Source organism: Solwaraspora sp. WMMB762, assembly GCF_049179115.1.
Lineage (GTDB): Bacteria > Actinomycetota > Actinomycetes > Mycobacteriales > Micromonosporaceae > Micromonospora_E.
On the sequence record NZ_JBMHMD010000001.1, the window covers coordinates 7,113,625 to 7,131,650 of the forward strand.

Genomic DNA, 18,026 nt, shown 5'->3' on the forward strand with positions numbered 1-18,026 from the left:
TCGGACCGGGTGCCTCCGGCCGGCGCGCCAGCGGGCGGGCGGCCGGCGCCGGACGGCGGCGATCTCGGCATGGGGCGGTCGGCCAGCGGCAGCCCGGCGGCGGCGGTCGTGCACGCCCTGGCCGAGCGGGGCGAGACGCTGGCGGTCGTCGAGTCGCTCACTGGTGGCTTGCTGGCGTCCGCCCTGGTCGAGGTTGCCGGGGCGAGCCTGGTCTTCCGCGGTGGGCTGGTCGTGTACGCCACCGACCTGAAGCGCACCCTGGCCGGCGTGCCGGAGCGGTTGCTCGCCGACCGCGGACCGGTCGACCCGGACGTCGCGGTCGCCATGGCCCGGGGTGCCCGGGTCCGGTGCGCCGCCGAGTGGGCGCTGGCGACCACCGGGGTGGCCGGCCCACAGCCGCAGGGCGGCAAGCCGGTCGGGCGGGTCTACGTCGCCCTGGCCGGTCCGGCTGGCGTGCATCAGGTCCGGCGGTTGGACCTCGGTGGCGGTCGAGATGCGGTACGCAGGTCGAGCGTGACCGCTGCCCTGCGGCTGCTGACGACGCAACTGCACGCCACGCGGCCCTGAGCGGGGGACACCCGGGACGCCGAGCGGATATAACTGACATCTGACTCTGATCGCCCTGCCGGGCCCGATTCGTGCTCCCGGGTGGGGTGTCGATCGGGTGACGAACGGATAAGGTTGCGGGAAGCCTCCGGCACTCGCCGGCCGGTCCCGGACAGGGGGAGGTGCGATGGTCCTGCTACGCCGCGTTATCGGTGACGCGCTGCGTGCCCGCCGGCAGGGTCAGCGCCGGACTCTGCGCGAGGTCTCCACCGCCGCGAACGTCAGCCTCGGCTACCTCTCCGAGATCGAGCGCGGCCAGAAGGAAGCCTCGAGTGAGCTGCTCGCTGCGATCTGCGACGCGTTGGGTGCTCAGCTGTCCGAGGTGCTGCGTGACGTGAGCCACACCGTCGCCGTCGCCGAGCAGCGGCAGGGCCTGCTGGTTCCATTTCCCGAGCAGTCCCCGACGTCGCCCGCCGCGTCGCCCGAGCGGGCCCTGGAAGAGCGGCCGAGCCACAGCGAGGTTCTGCGCTCCGCCCCGGACGGCGCCGTCGGTACGGCCGAGCGGGGCGATGCTTCGGTGCACCAGGTCGCCACCGAGGGCGGGGTGACCGTCTCGGTCCGCAGCGACTCGCCGCTCAAGACGACGCTGCGGGCCTCCCGGCGGGTGCCGAACACCGGCGGTCGGGACCGTGACGTCGTCTGCGCCGCCTGAGCCGCGGCCGATCGAGCGGCAGCGTGCTGCCGGATCCTGGGCTCGCCACCGCTGGATCCGGGACACTAAGGTTGACCCTCAACCGGCCTACCCTGCCGGATCCCACCGACGGTGGCTTACGCGGTGGCGACGGCCTGGGACGATGGTAGGGGTGCCGGCGCACCGTACCGCCCGGGTCGGGTCGCCGTGACCGCCTGACCGTTCGCGCCGATAGTGAGGGGATACCGCAGAGATGGCGAACCCGTTCGTCAAGGGTTGGCGCTACCTGATGGCGCTGTTCGGCGCCAAGATAGATGAGCACGCCGACCCCAAGGTGCAGATCCAGCAGGCGATCGAGGACGCCCAGCGCCAGCACCAGGCACTGGTTCAGCAGGCCGCCGCGGTGATCGGCAACCAGCGACAGCTGGAAATGAAACTCTCCCGGCAGATGAGCGAGGTCGAGCGGCTGCAGGGGATGGCCCGGCAGGCGCTGGTGCTGGCCGACAAGGCCCGCGCCGAGGGCGACGAGGCGGAGGCGAACAAGTACGAGCAGACCGCCCAGACTCTCGCCACCCAGTTGGTCGCCGGCGAGCAGTCGATGGAGGACCTCAAGACCCTGCACGACCAGTCGTTGGCCGCCGCTGCTCAGGCCCGTCAGGCGGTGGAGAACAATCAGATGATCCTGCAGCAGAAGCTGGCCGAGCGGACCAAGCTGCTGAGCCAGCTCGAGCAGGCCAAGATGCAGGAGACCGTGGCGTCGTCGCTGGAGTCGATGTCGGCGCTCGCCGCGCCGAAGAACACGCCGTCGCTCGACGAGGTGCGGGACAAGATCGAGCAGCGCTACGCCACCGCGATGGGCCGGGCCGAGCTGGCCGGCAACTCCGTCGAGGGGCGGATGCTCGAGGTGCAGAAGTCCACCCTCGACATGGCTGGTACGTCGCGGCTCGATCAGATCCGGGCCAGCATGGCGGGAGAGAAGCTCGCCGGGGCACAGCCGGGGCCGGCGGTCGAGCAGACCCCGGCGGGTGCGGACAGCACGGCCGGCGCGGACAGCGCCAGTGTCGCCCGCCTCGACCAGCTCCGTGCCTCGATGGCGAAGGACAAGAACACCGGTGACGCCTCCGCCGCCGGCTGACCATCGGGCTGGGCACGTGGTGACCGGCCCGGTTCAGACGGTGCCGTAGGCAGGGGGCACGGGACGGCCATCCCCGGCCGGGGTGGTGTCGCCTCGAGGCGGCGGCGTCCGAGGGGGCGGCGGCGTCCGAGGGGGCGGGAAGGAGCAACGGTGGTGGATCCACGGACCCGCTACTTTCGCAGGCTGCGTCGCCTGCGTCGGGGTGCCCGCCGGTGGACCGTGCTCGCTGGCGGTTTCGGCGGCGCGGCGGCGGTCCTGCTGCCGTACGCGGGGGTCAGCCCGGTCGACGCGGTGTGGGCGGCGGCGGCCGGTGCCAGCACGGCGTTGGCCTTCTGGCGCTGGTCCGATCTACGGGCGCTGACCGCGCAACCGCCGCCCCCCGCGCCGGATCCGGCCATCGCCGCCGAGCAGGCCCGGCTCAAGCTGGTCGCCACCGTCGAGCGGATTCCGCTCGGCCGGGCCGCCGTCGGCGAGGTACGCCGACAGCAGGCGCTGCTGGCGTTGCGCGGAACGGCGGCGGCCGACACCTGGACCCGGCTGGACCGGGCCGCGCGTACCCTCGCCGGGCTGGTGCCGCGACTGACCGGGCCGGGCGAGTCGGCGCAGCTCGAAGCCGCGGTGGCCGAGCAGTCACTGCGCGACCTGGCGTACCGGGTGGCCAGCGTGGAGAAGGCGGTACGACTGGCTCCGGCCGACGCCGGGCTGGCCAACTCGCACCGGGTGCTCGTCGAGCAACTGGAAGCCGGCACCGTCGCTTACGAAGGTCTGGTCGCGGCGGCCGCCAACTACGTCGCCGAGGACGGTCGGGCGGTCGGGCAGCACCCGTCGGTGAGCCGGCTCACCGAGGCCGGTGACCTGCTGCGGGGGGTTGCCGCCGGGCTGGCGGAGCTGCGCCAGCCACCGGACCCGGCTGGCACGTCGGGCACCAGTAGGTGACCCGCCCCACCGCCGGCTCGACGCGACGCACTGCCGTGCCGCAGCGGCGGCACGGCCGCCGCCAGCGGCCATACACGTAGGTGGCCTCCCCGGGTAGGCCGGTGATGCTGCGGCTGGCCCGCCCCCGGTTTGCGACCAGCAGCCGGCGTGCCAGGTCGACGACGGCGGCCAGGTCCGGCACCTCGCGGACCGGCGTACCGGGCGCGACACCACGCAGGAACAGCAACTCGCAGGCGTAGACGTTGCCGATCCCGGCGAGATTGCGCTGGTCGAGCAGCGCCTCGACGACAGGCGTCTCGGGTCGGGCGGCGAGCCGGCGGACCGCTTCGGCGGCGTCCCAGTCGGCACCGAGCAGATCCGGCCCCAGCCCGGCGGTGAGTTCCGACTCCCGCTCCGTCCTCACCAGGGCCAGCTCGTGCAGGTGGTAGCCGACGGCGCAGGATTCATCGGTGCGCAGCACCACGCGGATCAGGTGTGCCGGCCGGGCCGTCCAGCGCTGACCGACCCGGTAGGTCCGCCAACTGCCGTCCATCCGCAGGTGCGAGTGCAGGGTGTACCGCCGGTCGTCGGGTGCCGCGAGCCGCAGCAGCAGGTGCTTGCCACGGCTCACGCAGTCCAGCACGGTCCAGCCGGACAGGTCGGTGGTCGCGAGCCGGGGGATCCGGAAGTCGCTGCCGGTGAGCCGCCGGCCAGCCAGCACTTCGCGCAGCCGGTGGGCGGTGTTCCAGACGGTGTCGCCTTCAGGCACGACGACAATCCTGCCGCAGGTCGCGACCGAATGGGCCGGATAGCCGGCCGACTGCCCGGGCCGGATACCGACTGCCTGGGCCGGATGTCTCCGGCCCAGGCAGTCGGGGTGACGACAAGGGTCAGTACCGTCGTCGGAACACGGCGAAGGTGGCGGCGGTGCCGAGCGCCAGCGCGCCGATCAGCACCACCCAGATCGCCGTCGAGTTGACGCCGTTGTTGAGCTCCGCATTGGCCTGGACCGCAGCGAAGAGGCTGTCGTCAGCCGGTGCCGGCACAGCCACCGGGGGAAGCTCGCCGTACCGCACCAGACCGGTGCTCTCCAACAGCGACATGTGGGTCTGGACGAAGCCGTTGGCGTCCTGTGCGAGCTGCCGGACAACGTCGTTGCGGGTGCTCGCCCGGACCGCACCGATGACCGGGAAGATGTTGCCGTGGGCGGCGCGAAGCCGCTCGACGAAGATCCGGTCGAACCGGGCACCCTCCGAGGTCTTCATCTCGTTGACCCAGCCCTGCTGGGTGGCGGTCGGGTCGGTGGGCAGCTCCACACCCAGCTTGTTCGCCGCCTCGACCACCAGCAGGTCGAGCTCGACGTGCTGTTCGGCGATCGCGGCGCCGACCTCGCGCACCCGTTGCGTGCTGCCCTTCTCCGCCGCCAGCTGACCGGCGGGAATCTCCCACAGTCCGGCGAGCCGGACCCCGTTGAGCAGCTGAATGTCGGTGGCGGCGAGCTGGGTCGCCCCGGAGGGCTGGGCGAGCGCGACGCCGGGCAGTGCGAGCAGCCCGGCGACGAGACCCACCAGGACCACTGTCAGCCGGCGTGGGGTGTGTGCCGCAGATCGTGCCCGGGCCATAGTGTCTCAACCTCCGAGTGGGGTCGACAGAGCGGTTGATGATCGGTCAGAACGTTATGTCGAATACCGCCCGCGCGTCAATGCCGCTGGCTTGGAATCCGCAGAAAAAAGAAGCATTTAATCGTTTCCTGTGGCTAATCTGACTCAACTCGCCGGCATCGGCCGTTCGGCTGATGTCCCCGGTTCAACATCGAGGTCAGGGGGTTGTTCACCCAGTGCGAATCTGGCCGCTTGACATACCGCGGCAGGAGTGCAGTTTGTGGCGTCGCGGTAACAGGGTGCCGACACCGTAGCAGAATGTCGGCCCATTCCTGACCCGGCGGATCACTGGAATCGCTACGGATACTCGTCGGGACGCGGGGGTCGGACGATGTCGGCGTACCGCAGGTGGCTGGCACCGTAGATCGCAAAGTTGAGCCGGGCATGGGACAGGCTCAAGTCGCCGTTCGGCCCGCCACGCACCACCTCGGCGTCGTCATCGCCCTGGCCGTCGTCGGTCCAGAAGCAGACGGGGCAGGTGGTGCATCCGGTCCGGTAACCACAGCAGGGGCATCTGTCGACGGAGTACGGGACCACCCGCTAAGCCTTCCACAGGAACGTTTCGGGCATGTGCCTGAGGTACCCCGTCGATGGTCCGCTGGCAGCGCACCGCCGACGGCGGTGCGCTGCCAGCGGACCGCGCCGTGGCGGTGGTGCCCCGCTCGACGTCGTCGATCAGCCGCGTAACCGCAGTCCACGCGGGGTGGCCCGGAAGCCGGCGGCGGCCAGCGCCGTCCGCAGTGGGGAGCTGTGCACCCGCTCCCCGTCGGCGCGTTCGACCGAGATGGTGCCGAGCGCCCCGGTGCTCACCGCGCCGGCCAGCGCCCGGGCCGCCGCCTCGAGCCGCTGTCCGTCCTGAGTGAAGCAGAGCAGACTGCGACCGCCGCGTTCGACGTAGAGCGCCGCCTCCGCGTCGACCAGGACCACCAGCGCCCCGGCCTTGCGCCCGGGTCGGTGCCCCGCCGCCGACTCGTCGGCGCTGTCCACCGGGCGCTGCGGCCAGGGCAGTGCCGCGCCGTACGGGTTCGCCGGATCGGCTGCCGCCAGCACCACTGTCTCAAGCTGCCGGCGGTGCGCCGGATCGGAGCCGGCGAGTTCCCGCAGCCGGTCCACCGCACCGGGTACGGCGAACTGGGCCGCACCGAGCCCGTCGATGAAGTAGCCTCGGCGGGCCGCGCCGCGTTCCTCCAGCGCGGCCAGCACCGGGTACACCGCGGCGAACCCACCCGGCTGTCCCTCAGCGGCGACCGCTCCCCGGGTCACCACCCCGTGCCGTTCGAGCAGTACGTCGGCGGCGAGCGCCGCCCGCCGGGTCGGGTCGGGGTCACGTGGTGGCAGCAGCGACCACCGACCGGCCAGCTGCGGCGCGGCGGTACGGGCGACGAACTCCCGACCGACCCGCCGGGCCCGGCCCCGCGGCCCGGCGGCGGTGCGCACCCGCTGTGTCGGGCGTGGTCCGAGTACGGCCCGCAGTGGCGCCAGCGTGTCGTTGGTCAGCCAGCCGGCCCACACCAGGTCCCAGATCGCCGTCTCGATCCGCCCGGCCGAATCGGCGTTGCCGGCGGGCGTCCCGCCAGCGGTGTCGGCGGGGGGCACGACGCCAGCGGTGTCGGCGAGCGCCGCGCCGGCCCGGTCGGCCAGCTGCCGGAAGAACAGCGCCTGCTCGTCGGCGAGGGCGGCGAGCACCGCCTCGTGCACCGCAGTCAGTGCCAGCGCCGGGTCCGGCGGCGGCAGCAGCAGCGGTGCGGTCTCCGTGAACACCAACCGGATCCAGCCGTCACCGGAGCCGACCGCGCCGGCACCGGACCAGGTGACCTCGCCGGAGGCGCAGAGCTCGTCCAGGTACGCGGGGGAGTAGTCGGCCACCCGGGCGGGCAGGATCAGCCGTTCCACCGCGCCGGCCGGCAGGGCCGCTCCCTGCAGTTGCTCGACGGCGGCCGCCACCCCGTCCACCCCGCGTCCCGGGCCGGCGACCTGCTGCCACCGGGGAAGGAACCGGACCAGGGCGGTGGCCGGCACCGGCTCGATCTCGCGGCGCAGCGCCGCGAGCGAGCGGCGCCGCAGTAGCCGCAGCACGTCGGCGTCGCACCACTCGGTGCCGGCCCGGTCCGGGGTGAACTCGCCGGCCACGATCCGTCCGGTCGCGGCGAGCCGCCGCAGGGTCTGTTCGACGACGAAGGTGCCCAGCCCGAACCGGGCGGCGCAGCCGGCGGTGTCGAACGGCCCCCGGGTACGGGCGTAGCGGGCGACCAGGTCGCCGAGTGGGTCGGCCACCGGGGCGAGGTACGCCGCGGCGACGCCCACCGGCAGCGCGACACCGAGCGCGTCGCGCATCCGGCTGGCGTCCTCCACCGCGATCCACCGCTCCTGCCCGGCGATCCGCACCCGCAGCGCGCGCCGGGCCCGGGCCAGCTCGGCCGGCCAGCCCGGGTCGATCTGCCGGGCCCGCAACTCGGCGTCGGACAGGTCGCCGACGACCCGCAGCAGCTCGGCCAGGTCCTCGGCGTCGCGTACCCGGCGGTGTCCGTCCAGCCACTGCAGCTGCCGGTGGGTCTCGTCGAGCACCGCCGGGTCGAGCAGCTCCCGCAGCTCGACCCGGCCGAGCAGCTCGCCGAGCAACGTCGAATCGAGGCTCAGCGCGGCGGCCCGGCGCTCGGCCAGCGGCAGGTCCCCTTCGTAGAGGAAGGCTCCAACGTAGCCGAACAGCAGGGAACGGGCGAACGGCGACGGTCGGGGTGTCTCGACCTCCACCAGCCGCAGCCGCCGTGCCGCCAGGTCACCCATCAGCCCGGCCAACGCCGGCATGTCGAAGACGTCCCGCAGGCATTCCCGCGCCGCCTCCAAAGTGATCGGGAAGTCGGTGAACTCGCGCGCCACGTCGAGCAGTTGGGCGGCGCGTTGCCGCTGCTGCCACAGCGGCTGCCGCCGTCGCGGATCCCGGCGGGGCAGCAGCAGCGCCCGGGCGGCGCATTCCCGGAACCGGGCGGCGAACAGGGCCGACCCGCCGACGGCCGCTTCGACGAGCTGGCTGATCTCGTCGCTGTCGAAGGCGACCAGATCGGCGCCGGGTGGGGTGTCGGCCATCTCGGGCAGGCGGACCACGATGCCGTCGTCGGCGGGCAGCACCTGGGCGTCGACGCCGTACCGCTCGCTGATCCGGTGCCCGATCGCCAGCGCCCACGGGGCGTTGACCTGGGCACCGAAGACGCTGTGCACGACCAGGCGCCAGTCGCCGAGTTCGTCGTGGAACCGTTCGACGACGACCGTCCGGTCGTCCGGCAGGCTGCGGGCGGCGGTGCGCTGGTCGTCGAGGTAGCGCAGCAGGTTGTCGGCGGCCCAGTCGTCCAGACCGGACGACAGCAGCCCGGCGCGGGCGGCGGTCGGGTCCTGCCGGCTGACCTGGCGCAGCCGGGCGCCCAGCGCCCGGCCCAGCTCGATCGGGCGACCAGGCTGGTCGCCTTTCCAGAACGGCATCCGGGCCGCCTGGCCCGGGGCGGGGGTGACCAGCACCCGGTCCGGGGTGATCTCCTCGATCCGCCACGACGTCGCACCGAGCAGGAAGACGTCGCCGACCCGGGACTCGTAGACCATCTCCTCGTCGAGCTCGCCGACCCGCACCGGCCGTTCAGCCCCGGCCAGGAAGACACCGAACAGGCCGCGATCCGGGATCGTGCCGCCACTGGTGACGGCCAGCCGCTGCGCGCCCGGCCGCCCGGTGAGCAGGTCGGCGTCACGGTCCCAGAGCAGCCGGGGCCGCAGCTCGGCGAACGCGGTCGACGGGTACCGGCCGGAGAGCATGTCCAGCACCGCGTGCAGCGCCGAGTCGGGCAGTTCGGCGTACGGGGCCGCGCCGCGCACCAGCGTCGCCAACGCGTCGACCGGCCACGGATCGAGCGACACCATCGCGACGATCTGCTGGGCGAGTACGTCGAGCGGGTTGCGCGGGTACCGCAGCTGCTCGATCGCGCCGCGGACCATCCGCTCGCTGACCACCGCACAGGCCAGCAGGCCGCCACGGTGCTTGGGCAGGATCACCCCGTGCGACAGCGCGCCCACCTGGTGCCCGGCCCGGCCGATCCGCTGCAGGCCGGCGGCGACGCTCGGCGGTGCCTCGATCTGTACGACAAGGTCGACCGCACCCATGTCGATGCCGAGCTCCAGGCTGGAGGTGGCGATCACCGCCGGCAGTTGGCCGGACTTCAACGCCTCTTCGATCTGCTGCCGTTCGGAGCGCGACACGCTGCCGTGGTGGGCGCGGGCGATCACTGCCGGAGCGCCGTGCGCGGTGTCCGACTGGGCCATGATCTCCGCCGGCATCCGGGTACTGGACCGCCGGTCGCCGCCGCCGCGGTCGCCGCCGGGCGGGCCGGACTGCTGGTCCGTGCCGTCCGCCCGGCCTGCGGCGAGTTCGTTGAGCCGGGCGCAGAGCCGTTCCGCCGAGCGCCGGGAGTTGGTGAACACGATGGTCGACCGGTGCCGCCGGATCAGGTCGAAGACGCGTTCCTCGACCGCCGGCCAGATCGACCGGCCGGCCGGCGGCGGACCGTCGGGGTCCTCCTGCGCCGCCTCGCGTTCGTCCAGCTGGTCGAGATCCGGCACCGGCACCTGGACGCTGACATCGATGGTCTTGGTCGTGGCCGGGGCGACCACCTGCACGGGCTGACGGCCACCGAGGAACTGGGCGGTCTCCTCGATCGGCCGGACCGTGGCGGACAGGCCGATCCGCTGGGCGGGTGCCGGCAGCAGCGCGTCCAACCGCTCCAGCGACAACGCCAGGTGCGCGCCGCGTTTGGTGCCGGCGACCGCGTGCACCTCGTCGACGATGACCGTACGCACGCCGCGCAGCGACTCCCGGGCGGCCGAGGTGAGCAGCAGGAACAGCGACTCGGGAGTGGTGATGAGGATGTCCGGCGGTTGCCGGAGGAAGGCGCGTCGCTGATCGGCCGGGGTGTCGCCGGTGCGGATGCCGACGGTCACCTGCGGCGCCGGAGCACCGATGCGGGCGGCGGCCTGGCCGATGCCGACCAGCGGGGTACGTAGGTTGCGGTCGACGTCGACCGCGAGTGCCTTGAGCGGGCTCAGGTAGAGCACCCGGCACCGCAGCCGCGGATCGTCGGGAGCGGGCGAGCGGGTCAACTGGTCCAGGGACCAGAGGAACGCGGCGAGGGTCTTGCCGGATCCGGTGGGTGCGACCACCAGGGCGTGCCGGCCGTCGCTGATCGCCTCCCACGCGCCGGTCTGCGCGGCGGTCGGCGCGGCGAAAGCGGCGGAGAACCACTCCCGGGTGGCCGCCCCGAAGCGCTCCAACACCGCGGTCATCGCTGGTCCCTCCATCGGTACATCCGGCTGCCGGCGTGAACCATCCTGCCCGCCGGGTACGACGAAGCTGGGCCGCCCGGCTGACCCGGATCCACAAATTCGAGTGGAACCGGCAGGTCTGGCTTGCCCGACTTAGTAGTTATGGAGTAACTTTCCGTCATCGTCCGATCTCTCAAGGAGTACCTCCATGCCCGTTGTCGAGCGCGGCCTCCACCACGACACGGAGGTTCTACTCCGGAAGGTGGACGGACTGGTGGCGCTGCTGCGGCTGCGGCACCACCGGCTCGACCCGGCGGCGGTGGACCGGTTCGCCGACACCCTGCGGGCCCTGGTCGTCGACAGCGGATCGGCGAGCGCCGCCGACCGGGCGCGGGTACGCGCCACCGTGCACTACCACATGCTGCTGGCCAGCCGACGAGGTCTGCTGCCGCTCGCCGACGTGCCCGCACCCGCCGGACCCGCGACGCCGGCCCGCCCGGCGATGCCCGCCGCGACGGCGACGGCAACGGCTCCCACCGAACCAGCCGGCACATGACGGTAACCGTACGGTAATCACCGAATCCGCTTCGATCGCTTACCATCCAAGCTCCGGGAACCAGCGACGTCCAGGCCCGGCCACCGCCCGGCGGGCCCGGCCAGCCAGGCGGCCGGCACCGGGAGACCGGTAGGCTGGCGGGGATCGACAGCGGAGGGGGCACGGATGGCACAGCTGCGCCACCTCCCGGCTCCGCGCAGGATCGCCGTCGTTCTACTCGTCCTGCTCACCCTCACCGCCGTGCACGGTGCCGCCTCGGTCGCCGTACCAGCCGTCGCCGTCGCTGCCGGGCCGGCCTCCATCGGAGCCGCGCTGCTGCACCAGACCGTCTCGCCCGGTGGTCGCAACTGCGTCGACGACGCCGACCACCGGCAGCAGCAGAGCGTGTCGGCCCGGCCCGGCCCAGCCGGCGACGACCACGGCACTCCGACCGGTGCCGTCACCACGCCAACCTGGCCCGCCGCGCCATCCGCCACCGGCCAGGCGGCCCGGTCGTCGGCCGCCGGTCCGCTCCTGCACCGCGGCACCCGACCCTGCTCCAGCCGGGCACCACCCGACCAGCTGGCGGCGCAGCTGACCACCGCGGCCGCACACCTGCCCATTCTCGACTGAACCGGGCCACCGAACCGGCGGAGTCCGAGGCCGGACGTCCCGAGCCTCCGCCACTTCCACGTCACCCCCCGCCACGGCCGCGACGCGCCGTCCGGCGTTCCTCTCCCGCCGGGCGGGCAAGCCCGGCAACGGACCCGTGCCGACGCGCGGGCCCGCGACGACACCTACCTGGAGCCGTGCGTGCTGGTATTGCTCATCGTCCACCTGGTGACGGCGCTCGTGGCGCCGGTGCTGGTCCGCTGGTGGGGTCCGCGTGCCTGCTACCTGCTGGCCGCCGCGCCCGGTGCCGCCGCAGCCTGGGCACTGGCCAACACCGGTGCGGTACGCGACGGTGCCACGCTCGACGAGACGTACCGGTGGGTGCCGCAGCTCGGCCTCGACCTGACGTTTCGGGTCGGCACCCTGTCCTGGCTCATGGTGCTGCTGGTCGGCGGCGTCGGAGCCCTGGTTCTGATCTACTGCGCCCGCTACTTCGCGCCGGGTGAGCCCAACCTTGGCCGGTTCGCCGCGAACTTCGTCGGATTCGCCGGAGCCATGCTCGGTCTGGTCCTCGCCGACGACCTGATCCTGCTCTACGTCTTCTGGGAGCTGACCACCGTCTTCTCCTACCTGTTGATCGGCCACCATCCGGAGAAGCGGGCCAGCCGCCGGGCCGCCGCCCAGGCGCTGATCGTGACCACCCTGGGCGGCCTGGCGATGCTCGTCGGGTTCATCATGCTCGGCGAGCAGGCCGGCACCTACCGCTGGTCGCAGATCGCGGCCAGCCCACCGCCGGGGGGCGGCTACCTGGCCGTCGCGCTGGTGCTGGTGCTCGTCGGCGCGCTGTCGAAGTCGGCGATCTTCCCGTTCAGCTTCTGGCTGCCCTCGGCGATGGCCGCGCCCACCCCGGTCAGCGCCTACCTGCACGCCGCCGCCATGGTGAAGGCCGGCGTCTACCTGGTGGCCCTGTTGTCACCGGTGTACGCGGGCAACCCCTGGTGGTACTGGTTGATCGTCACCACCGGCACCGCCACCATGCTGGTCGGCGGCTGGGCGGCGCTGCGCCAGACCGACCTCAAGCTGCTGCTGGCGTACGGGACCGTGAGCCAGCTCGGCCTGCTGGTGGTGGTGACCGGCGCGGGTGAACGCGGCCCGGCGCTGGCCGGGGCGACGATGCTGCTCGCCCACGCCCTGTTCAAGGCGACCCTGTTCCTGGTGGTCGGCATCGTCGACCGGTGCGCCGGCACCCGCGACCTCACCGAGCTGAGCGGGCTGGGCCGGCGGATGCCGGCGGTCGCCGTGGCCGCCACGCTCGCCGCCGCGTCGATGGCCGGGGTGCCGCCGCTGCTCGGCTTCGTCGGCAAGGAGGCGGTGCTGGAGGCGTTCGCGCCCGACCCGGTCGTGTTGGCGCTGATCGTTCTCGGCTCGGTGTTCACCACCGCGTACAGTGCCCGGTTCATCTGGGGTGCGTTCGCCGGCAAGCCCGGTCGGGAGCCGACCGCCGCCGCGCCGGTCGGCCCGGTGTTCGTGCTGCCGGTCGGCGTACTGGCGCTGCTCGGCCTGCTGCTCGGGCCGGCGGCCGGTGCGGTCGACACGGTGCTCACCCCGTACGCCGGGCTGTTCGGCCCGGGTGACTACCACCTGGCGCTGTGGCACGGGTTCACCCCCGCGCTGGGGCTGTCCCTCATCGCGCTCGTCGGCGGTGCCGCGTTGTTCCTGGCCCGGGAACGGGTGGCCGCCGTGCAGCGGCGGCTGCGGGCCCCGACCGACGGGGCGACCAGCTACGCCCAGGCGACCCACCTGCTGGACCGGATCTCGGTGGAGGTCACCGGCGCCACCCAGCGCGGGTCGCTGCCGCAGTACCTCAGCATCATCCTGCTGGTGCTGGTCACCGTGCCCGGTGGAGCGCTGCTGGTGACCCGGCCGTGGACCGGGCAGTGGCGCTGGTACGACACGCCGGTGCAGATCGCGGTGGCAGCGGTCCTGGTGGTCGCCGCGATCGCCACGGTCCGGGCGCAACGCCGACTGAAGGCCGTCATCCTGGCCGGAGTGACCGGGTACTGCACCGCGTTGATGTTCGTCCTGCACGGCGCACCCGACCTGGCGCTCACCCAGTTCCTCGTCGAGACGATCACCATCGTGGTGTTCGTCCTGGTGGTTCGTCGGCTGCCGATCTACTTCTCGGAACGTCCACTGCGTTCCAGCCGGTACGCGCGGATCGCCCTGGGTGTCGTCGTCGGCGTGGTGATGTCCGGCATGGCGATGGCGGCGGTCGGCAACCGGGACGCGGCACCCGTCTCGGAGGCCTACCCCGAACAGGCGGTGGAGTACGGCGGCGGGCGCAACGTGGTGAACGTGACGCTGGTCGACATCCGCGCCTGGGACACCATGGGGGAGATCTCGGTGCTGGTCGTCGCGGCGACCGGCGTGGCCAGCCTGGTGTTCCTGCGGCCGCGTACCGGTCCGGGCCCACGCCGGGTCGGCGCCGCGACCGTAGCCGGCCCCGGCGGTCGGCCGGGCGGCCCGTCCCCGCCGGCCCGGTCCCGGCGCCAGCGGATCTGGCTACGGGGCGGCGCGACCCAGACCCCGCGGGGCCGGTCGATCATCTTCGAGGTCGTCACCCGGCTGCTGTTCCACGCCATCCTGGTCTACTCGATATTCCTGCTCTTCTCCGGCCACAACGCGCCCGGTGGCGGGTTCGCCGGCGGGCTGGTGGCCGGGCTGGCGCTGGCGGTGCGCTATCTCGCCGGTGGCCGCCACGAACTCAACGAGGCGGCGCCGGTGGACGCCGGGCTGGTGCTCGGCGTCGGTCTGTTCCTGGCGATCGGGGCCGGGCTGAGCCCGATCCTGGTCGGCGCCGACGTGCTGCAGAGCGCCATCGTGGACCTGCACCTGCCGGTGATCGGCGACGTCCACCTGGTCACCTCGCTCTTCTTCGACGTGGGCGTCTACCTGATCGTGGTGGGTCTGGTCCTGGACATCCTGCGCAGCCTCGGTGCCGAGGTCGACCGGCAGATCGCGCGGTCCGCCGAACCGGACGTCGAGGTGGACGACACCCCGCAGGGCAAGCTCGTCGCCGCTGACACAGCCGGCACAGCCGGCGTGCCTGGTGCCGGCAGTACAGCCAGCGCGCCGGGTGCCGGCGGCGACCGGGTCGCCGGAGGAAGGAGCTGACATGCCGCCCAACATCGTGCTCGTCCTGACCGTCGGGGTGCTCTTCGCCGCCGGCGTCACCCTGTTGCTGGAACGCAGTCTCACCCGGGTGGTGCTCGGGGTGATCCTGCTCGGCAACGGGGCGAACCTGCTGATCCTGCTGGGTGGGCGGCCCGGCGGGGCACCCATCGCCGAGGTGACCGCCGCCGAGGAGATGAGCGACCCGCTGCCGCAGGCCCTCATCCTCACCGCGATCGTGATCACGCTCGGGCTCACCGCGTTCCTGCTCGCCATGGCGTACCGCAGCTGGCTGCTCTTCGGCCACGACGAGGTCCAGGACGACCTGGAGGACCGGCTCATCGTGCAGCGCGCCCTCGCCGACCAGGGACCTAACGCCGAGGACGACGCCGAGGACAGCGACGACCACGACACCGACCCGATCGACGCGATCGGTGCCCCCCGTACCGCCCCGGCCCGCGCCGGCGATCTCGATCGGAGCGACCCGTGAGTTTCCTGGTGCCGTTGCCGGTGATCGTGCCGCTGCTCGGCGCGGGGATCACCCTGGTGCTGGCCCGGCATCCGCGTGCCCAGCGGACCACCAGCGTCGCCGCCCTCACCGTCACCTTCGGCGTCGCGCTCGCCCTGTTGATCACCGCCCACATCGAGGGACCCCAGGTGGTACGGGTGGGCGGCTGGCCGGTGCCGCTGGGCATCGTGCTGGTCGCCGACCAGCTCGCCACCCTGATGCTGGTGGTCTCCACCGCGGTGACGCTCTGCGTACTGCTGTATTCGATCGGTGAAGGTCGCGCTGACGGTCGGGAGAGCACACCGGTGGCGATCTACCACCCGACGTACCTGATTCTCACCGCCGGAGTGACCAACGCGTTCCTCTCCGGGGATCTGTTCAACCTGTACGTCGGGTTCGAGATCCTGCTCGGCGCCAGCTACGTGCTGCTCACCCTGGGCGGCACCGAGGTACGGATCCGGGCCGGCACGACGTACGTCGTGGTCAGCATCCTCTCCTCGGTCATCTTCCTCACCGCGATCGGGCTGGTCTACGCCGCCACCGGCACGGTGAACCTGGCGCAGCTGGCCGACCGGCTCGACGGACTCCCCGACGACCTGCGGCTGGTGCTGCAGCTGATGCTGCTTCTCGCGTTCGGCATCAAGGCGGCGGTGTTCCCGCTGTCGGCCTGGCTGCCGGACAGCTACCCGACCGCGCCGGCTCCGGTCACCGCCGTCTTCGCCGGTCTGCTGACCAAGGTCGGCGTCTACGCGATCATCCGTACCGAGACGTTGCTGTTTCCCGGCGGACGCACCCGCGACCTGCTGCTGGTGGTCGCGCTGCTGACCATGGTGGTCGGCATCCTCGGTGCCGTCGCGCAGTCGGACATCAAGCGGCTGCTCTCGTTCACCCTGGTCAGTCACATCGGCTACATGCTGTTCGGGATCGCGCTCGGCACCGCCGCCGGACTGGCGGCGGCGATCTTCTACGTGGTGCACCACATCACCGTCCAGACCACGCTGTTCCTGGCGACCGGACTGGTGGAGCGCCGGGGCGGCAGCACCAACCTGGAACGTCTCGGCGGGCTGGCCCGGGCCGCGCCGCTGCTCGCCGCGCTGTTCTTTCTGCCGGCGTTGAACCTGGCCGGCATACCACCGTTCTCCGGGTTCCTCGGCAAGCTCGGGTTGCTGCAGGCCGGGGTCGCCGACGGCGGCCCGCTGGTCTGGGTGGTCGTCGCCGGTGCCGTGCTGACCAGCCTGCTCACCCTGTACGCGGTGACCCGGGTGTGGAATCTCGCCTTCTGGCGCAAGACCGCCCCGCAGACCACAGCGGGCGGTCCGGCGACGGCACCGGCACCTGCTGCGGCCCCGCAGCCGGCGACGGTGCCGTCCGCAACCCGGGCGGTGTCCGGTGTCCGGGTGCCGTCCACCGACTCGGCCTCCACCCCGCTCGCCGCCGACGGCCCGGGGTCGGTGGAACCGATGCCGCCCCTGCTGGTCGGCGCGACTACCGCACTGGTGCTGCTCGGCCTGGCGCTGACCGTGCTGGCCGGACCGTTGTACCAGATCGGCACCGAGGCGGCAGCCAACCTGGTGAGTCGGACGCCGTACGTCGACGCGGTGTTGCCGCCGGGAGGAGCCCGATGAGTCCGGTGTCCAGGGCCGCGCGCTGGCGTACCCAGATCGTCGCGGTCGCCGCTCTGGTGGTGCTGTGGAACCTGTTCTACGGGCGGTTCTCCGTCGGCAATCTGCTCGGCGGGACGGTCGTCGCACTGGTGGTGGTCACCGTCTTCCCACTGCCGCCGGTCGCCTTCGAGGGCCGGATCCGACCGCTGGCTGTGCTGCGCTTCCTCGTCCGGTTCGTCGTTGACCTGTTCACCGCGAGTGCGCAGGTGGCCTGGACCGCCATCCGGTTCGGGCACACGCCGCGCAGCGCGGTCATCGCGGTGCGGCTACGGGTCCGGACGGACCTGAACCTGACCCTCACCGCGGAGGCGTTGTCGTTGATCCCGGGCAGCCTCATCGTCGAGGCCGACCCGGCCAGCGGCACCCTCTACGTTCACGTGCTCGACGTCGTCGATCACCGTGACGTCGAGCGGGCCCGGCGGAAGGTGCTGGCGTTGGAGGAGCGGATCGTCCGCGCCGTCGGCTCGGCGGACGACGTACGGCAAATCGACGGTCCTCGCCCGGCCGACGGTCCTCGCCCGGCCGACTATCCCCTTTCCGGAAACGATCCCCGCCCAGGGAACGGAGAGAATCGATGACCTTCGTAGCCGTTGTGGTGACCGTCCTGCTGGCCGTGGCGGCCCTGCTGACCGTCGGGCGGATCATCCGTGGTCCGACACTGCTCGACCGGGTGGTGGCCGCCGAGGTGCTGATCGCCATCATCGTCGGTGGGCTCGCCGCGGAGGCGGCGGTCAACCGGCACGCCACCACCCTGCCGGTGCTCGTGGTGCTGTCCCTGCTCGGGTTCGTGGGCTCGGTCAGCATCGTCCGGTTCGTCGCCGCCCGCCCGCCCGCGGTCGCCGCCGCCGAACGGGAGCAACGGTGAACGGGGTGCTGACCGTACTGTCCGGCACGCTGCTGATCGGCGGCGCGCTGCTCAGCCTGGCGGCCAGCATCGGTCTGCTGCGCTTCCCCGACGTCGCCGCCCGGATACACGCGGCGACCAAGCCGCAGGTTCTCGGCCTGCTGCTGGTCCTCAGTGGGCTGGCGCTGCGGCTGCAGAGCGGCACCGAACTGGCCACTCTGCTGATGGTGGCGGTCTTCCAGATGGCGACCGCGCCGGTCGCGGCCCACATCATCGGCCGGGCCGCCTACCGGGCCGATCTGGTCCGGCGCGACCTGCTGGTCACCGACGAGGCGGACGGAATGGCGGTCGACGGCACCGGCGGCGACGGAACCGGTGGGCAGCGGCAGGCCACTATATAATCCGGCCATGACCGACGCTCCTGCCCAGGAGGGCAGCAGTAGCCA

16 protein-coding genes are annotated in these 18,026 nt (G+C 72.6%); 12 read left to right on the top strand and 4 right to left on the bottom strand.

Annotated features, from left to right (window positions below):
• Positions 1 to 69: 69 nt before the first annotated feature.
• The 4 genes from ACN27J_RS32085 to pspM all read left to right on the top strand — a co-directional run bounded on the left by ACN27J_RS32085 (position 70) and on the right by pspM (position 3,308).
• The gene (locus ACN27J_RS32085) at positions 70 to 567 is read left to right on the top strand and encodes a CinA family protein (RefSeq protein ID WP_278174422.1); all 498 of its coding nucleotides are present in this window, start codon (positions 70 to 72) and stop codon (positions 565 to 567) included.
• Positions 568 to 733: 166 nt separating this feature from the next.
• The gene (locus tag ACN27J_RS32090) at positions 734 to 1,258 is read left to right on the top strand and encodes a helix-turn-helix domain-containing protein (protein ID WP_421371898.1); all 525 of its coding nucleotides are present in this window, start codon (positions 734 to 736) and stop codon (positions 1,256 to 1,258) included.
• 232 nt (positions 1,259 to 1,490) lie between these two features.
• Complete coding sequence (locus tag ACN27J_RS32095; protein ID WP_421371899.1) at positions 1,491 to 2,372, top strand: PspA/IM30 family protein; 882 nt, start codon at positions 1,491 to 1,493, stop codon at positions 2,370 to 2,372.
• A 150-nt stretch (positions 2,373 to 2,522) separates the two neighbouring features.
• Positions 2,523 to 3,308: a phage shock envelope stress response protein PspM gene (pspM, locus tag ACN27J_RS32100; protein WP_421371900.1), complete on the top strand. Its 786-nt coding sequence runs from the start codon at positions 2,523 to 2,525 to the stop codon at positions 3,306 to 3,308.
• On the opposite strand, the gene ACN27J_RS32105 is transcribed toward pspM, so the two are convergent.
• The 4 genes from ACN27J_RS32105 to ACN27J_RS32120 form a co-directional block, all read right to left on the bottom strand.
• Positions 3,211 to 4,056 (bottom strand): DNA-formamidopyrimidine glycosylase family protein, encoded by an 846-nt coding sequence (locus ACN27J_RS32105; protein ID WP_421371902.1) that lies wholly within the window; start codon positions 4,054 to 4,056, stop codon positions 3,211 to 3,213. The two genes, pspM and ACN27J_RS32105, sit on opposite strands and share 98 nt — an antisense overlap.
• Positions 4,057 to 4,177: 121 nt before the next feature.
• Positions 4,178 to 4,909: a DUF4142 domain-containing protein gene (locus ACN27J_RS32110; RefSeq protein ID WP_421371903.1), complete on the bottom strand. Its 732-nt coding sequence runs from the start codon at positions 4,907 to 4,909 to the stop codon at positions 4,178 to 4,180.
• 336 nt (positions 4,910 to 5,245) lie between these two features.
• On the bottom strand, positions 5,246 to 5,485 hold the full coding sequence (locus ACN27J_RS32115) for a CPCC family cysteine-rich protein (protein ID WP_278168020.1): 240 nt from the start codon (positions 5,483 to 5,485) through the stop codon (positions 5,246 to 5,248).
• 138 nt (positions 5,486 to 5,623) lie between these two features.
• Entirely contained in the window at positions 5,624 to 10,267 is a 4,644-nt protein-coding gene (locus ACN27J_RS32120; RefSeq protein ID WP_421371904.1) for an ATP-dependent helicase, read from the bottom strand.
• Positions 10,268 to 10,454: 187 nt separating this feature from the next.
• Here ACN27J_RS32120 and ACN27J_RS32125 point away from each other — a divergent pair, with 187 nt between their 5' ends.
• From ACN27J_RS32125 to mnhG, 8 genes are all read left to right on the top strand, one after another.
• Positions 10,455 to 10,802: a hypothetical protein gene (locus ACN27J_RS32125; protein WP_421371905.1), complete on the top strand. Its 348-nt coding sequence runs from the start codon at positions 10,455 to 10,457 to the stop codon at positions 10,800 to 10,802.
• 165 nt (positions 10,803 to 10,967) lie between these two features.
• On the top strand, positions 10,968 to 11,414 hold the full coding sequence (locus tag ACN27J_RS32130) for a hypothetical protein (protein ID WP_421371906.1): 447 nt from the start codon (positions 10,968 to 10,970) through the stop codon (positions 11,412 to 11,414).
• Between the two features lie 180 nt (positions 11,415 to 11,594).
• Positions 11,595 to 14,567, top strand: coding sequence for a Na+/H+ antiporter subunit A (locus ACN27J_RS32135; protein WP_421371907.1), 2,973 nt, complete (start codon positions 11,595 to 11,597; stop codon positions 14,565 to 14,567).
• A gap of 1 nt (position 14,568) precedes the next feature.
• Positions 14,569 to 15,054, top strand: coding sequence for a Na(+)/H(+) antiporter subunit C (locus ACN27J_RS32140; RefSeq protein WP_421371908.1), 486 nt, complete (start codon positions 14,569 to 14,571; stop codon positions 15,052 to 15,054).
• Positions 15,051 to 16,697 (top strand): Na+/H+ antiporter subunit D, encoded by a 1,647-nt coding sequence (locus ACN27J_RS32145; protein ID WP_421371909.1) that lies wholly within the window; start codon positions 15,051 to 15,053, stop codon positions 16,695 to 16,697. The genes ACN27J_RS32140 and ACN27J_RS32145 overlap by 4 nt, the downstream gene beginning before the upstream one ends.
• Positions 16,694 to 17,314, top strand: coding sequence for a Na+/H+ antiporter subunit E (locus tag ACN27J_RS32150; protein ID WP_421371910.1), 621 nt, complete (start codon positions 16,694 to 16,696; stop codon positions 17,312 to 17,314). Before ACN27J_RS32145 ends, ACN27J_RS32150 begins: the two co-directional genes overlap by 4 nt.
• On the top strand, positions 17,311 to 17,601 hold the full coding sequence (locus ACN27J_RS32155) for a monovalent cation/H+ antiporter complex subunit F (protein ID WP_123600656.1): 291 nt from the start codon (positions 17,311 to 17,313) through the stop codon (positions 17,599 to 17,601). The genes ACN27J_RS32150 and ACN27J_RS32155 overlap by 4 nt, the downstream gene beginning before the upstream one ends.
• Positions 17,598 to 17,981 (top strand): monovalent cation/H(+) antiporter subunit G, encoded by a 384-nt coding sequence (gene mnhG, locus ACN27J_RS32160; protein WP_421371911.1) that lies wholly within the window; start codon positions 17,598 to 17,600, stop codon positions 17,979 to 17,981. Before ACN27J_RS32155 ends, mnhG begins: the two co-directional genes overlap by 4 nt.
• The last annotated feature ends 45 nt before the right edge of the window (positions 17,982 to 18,026 follow it).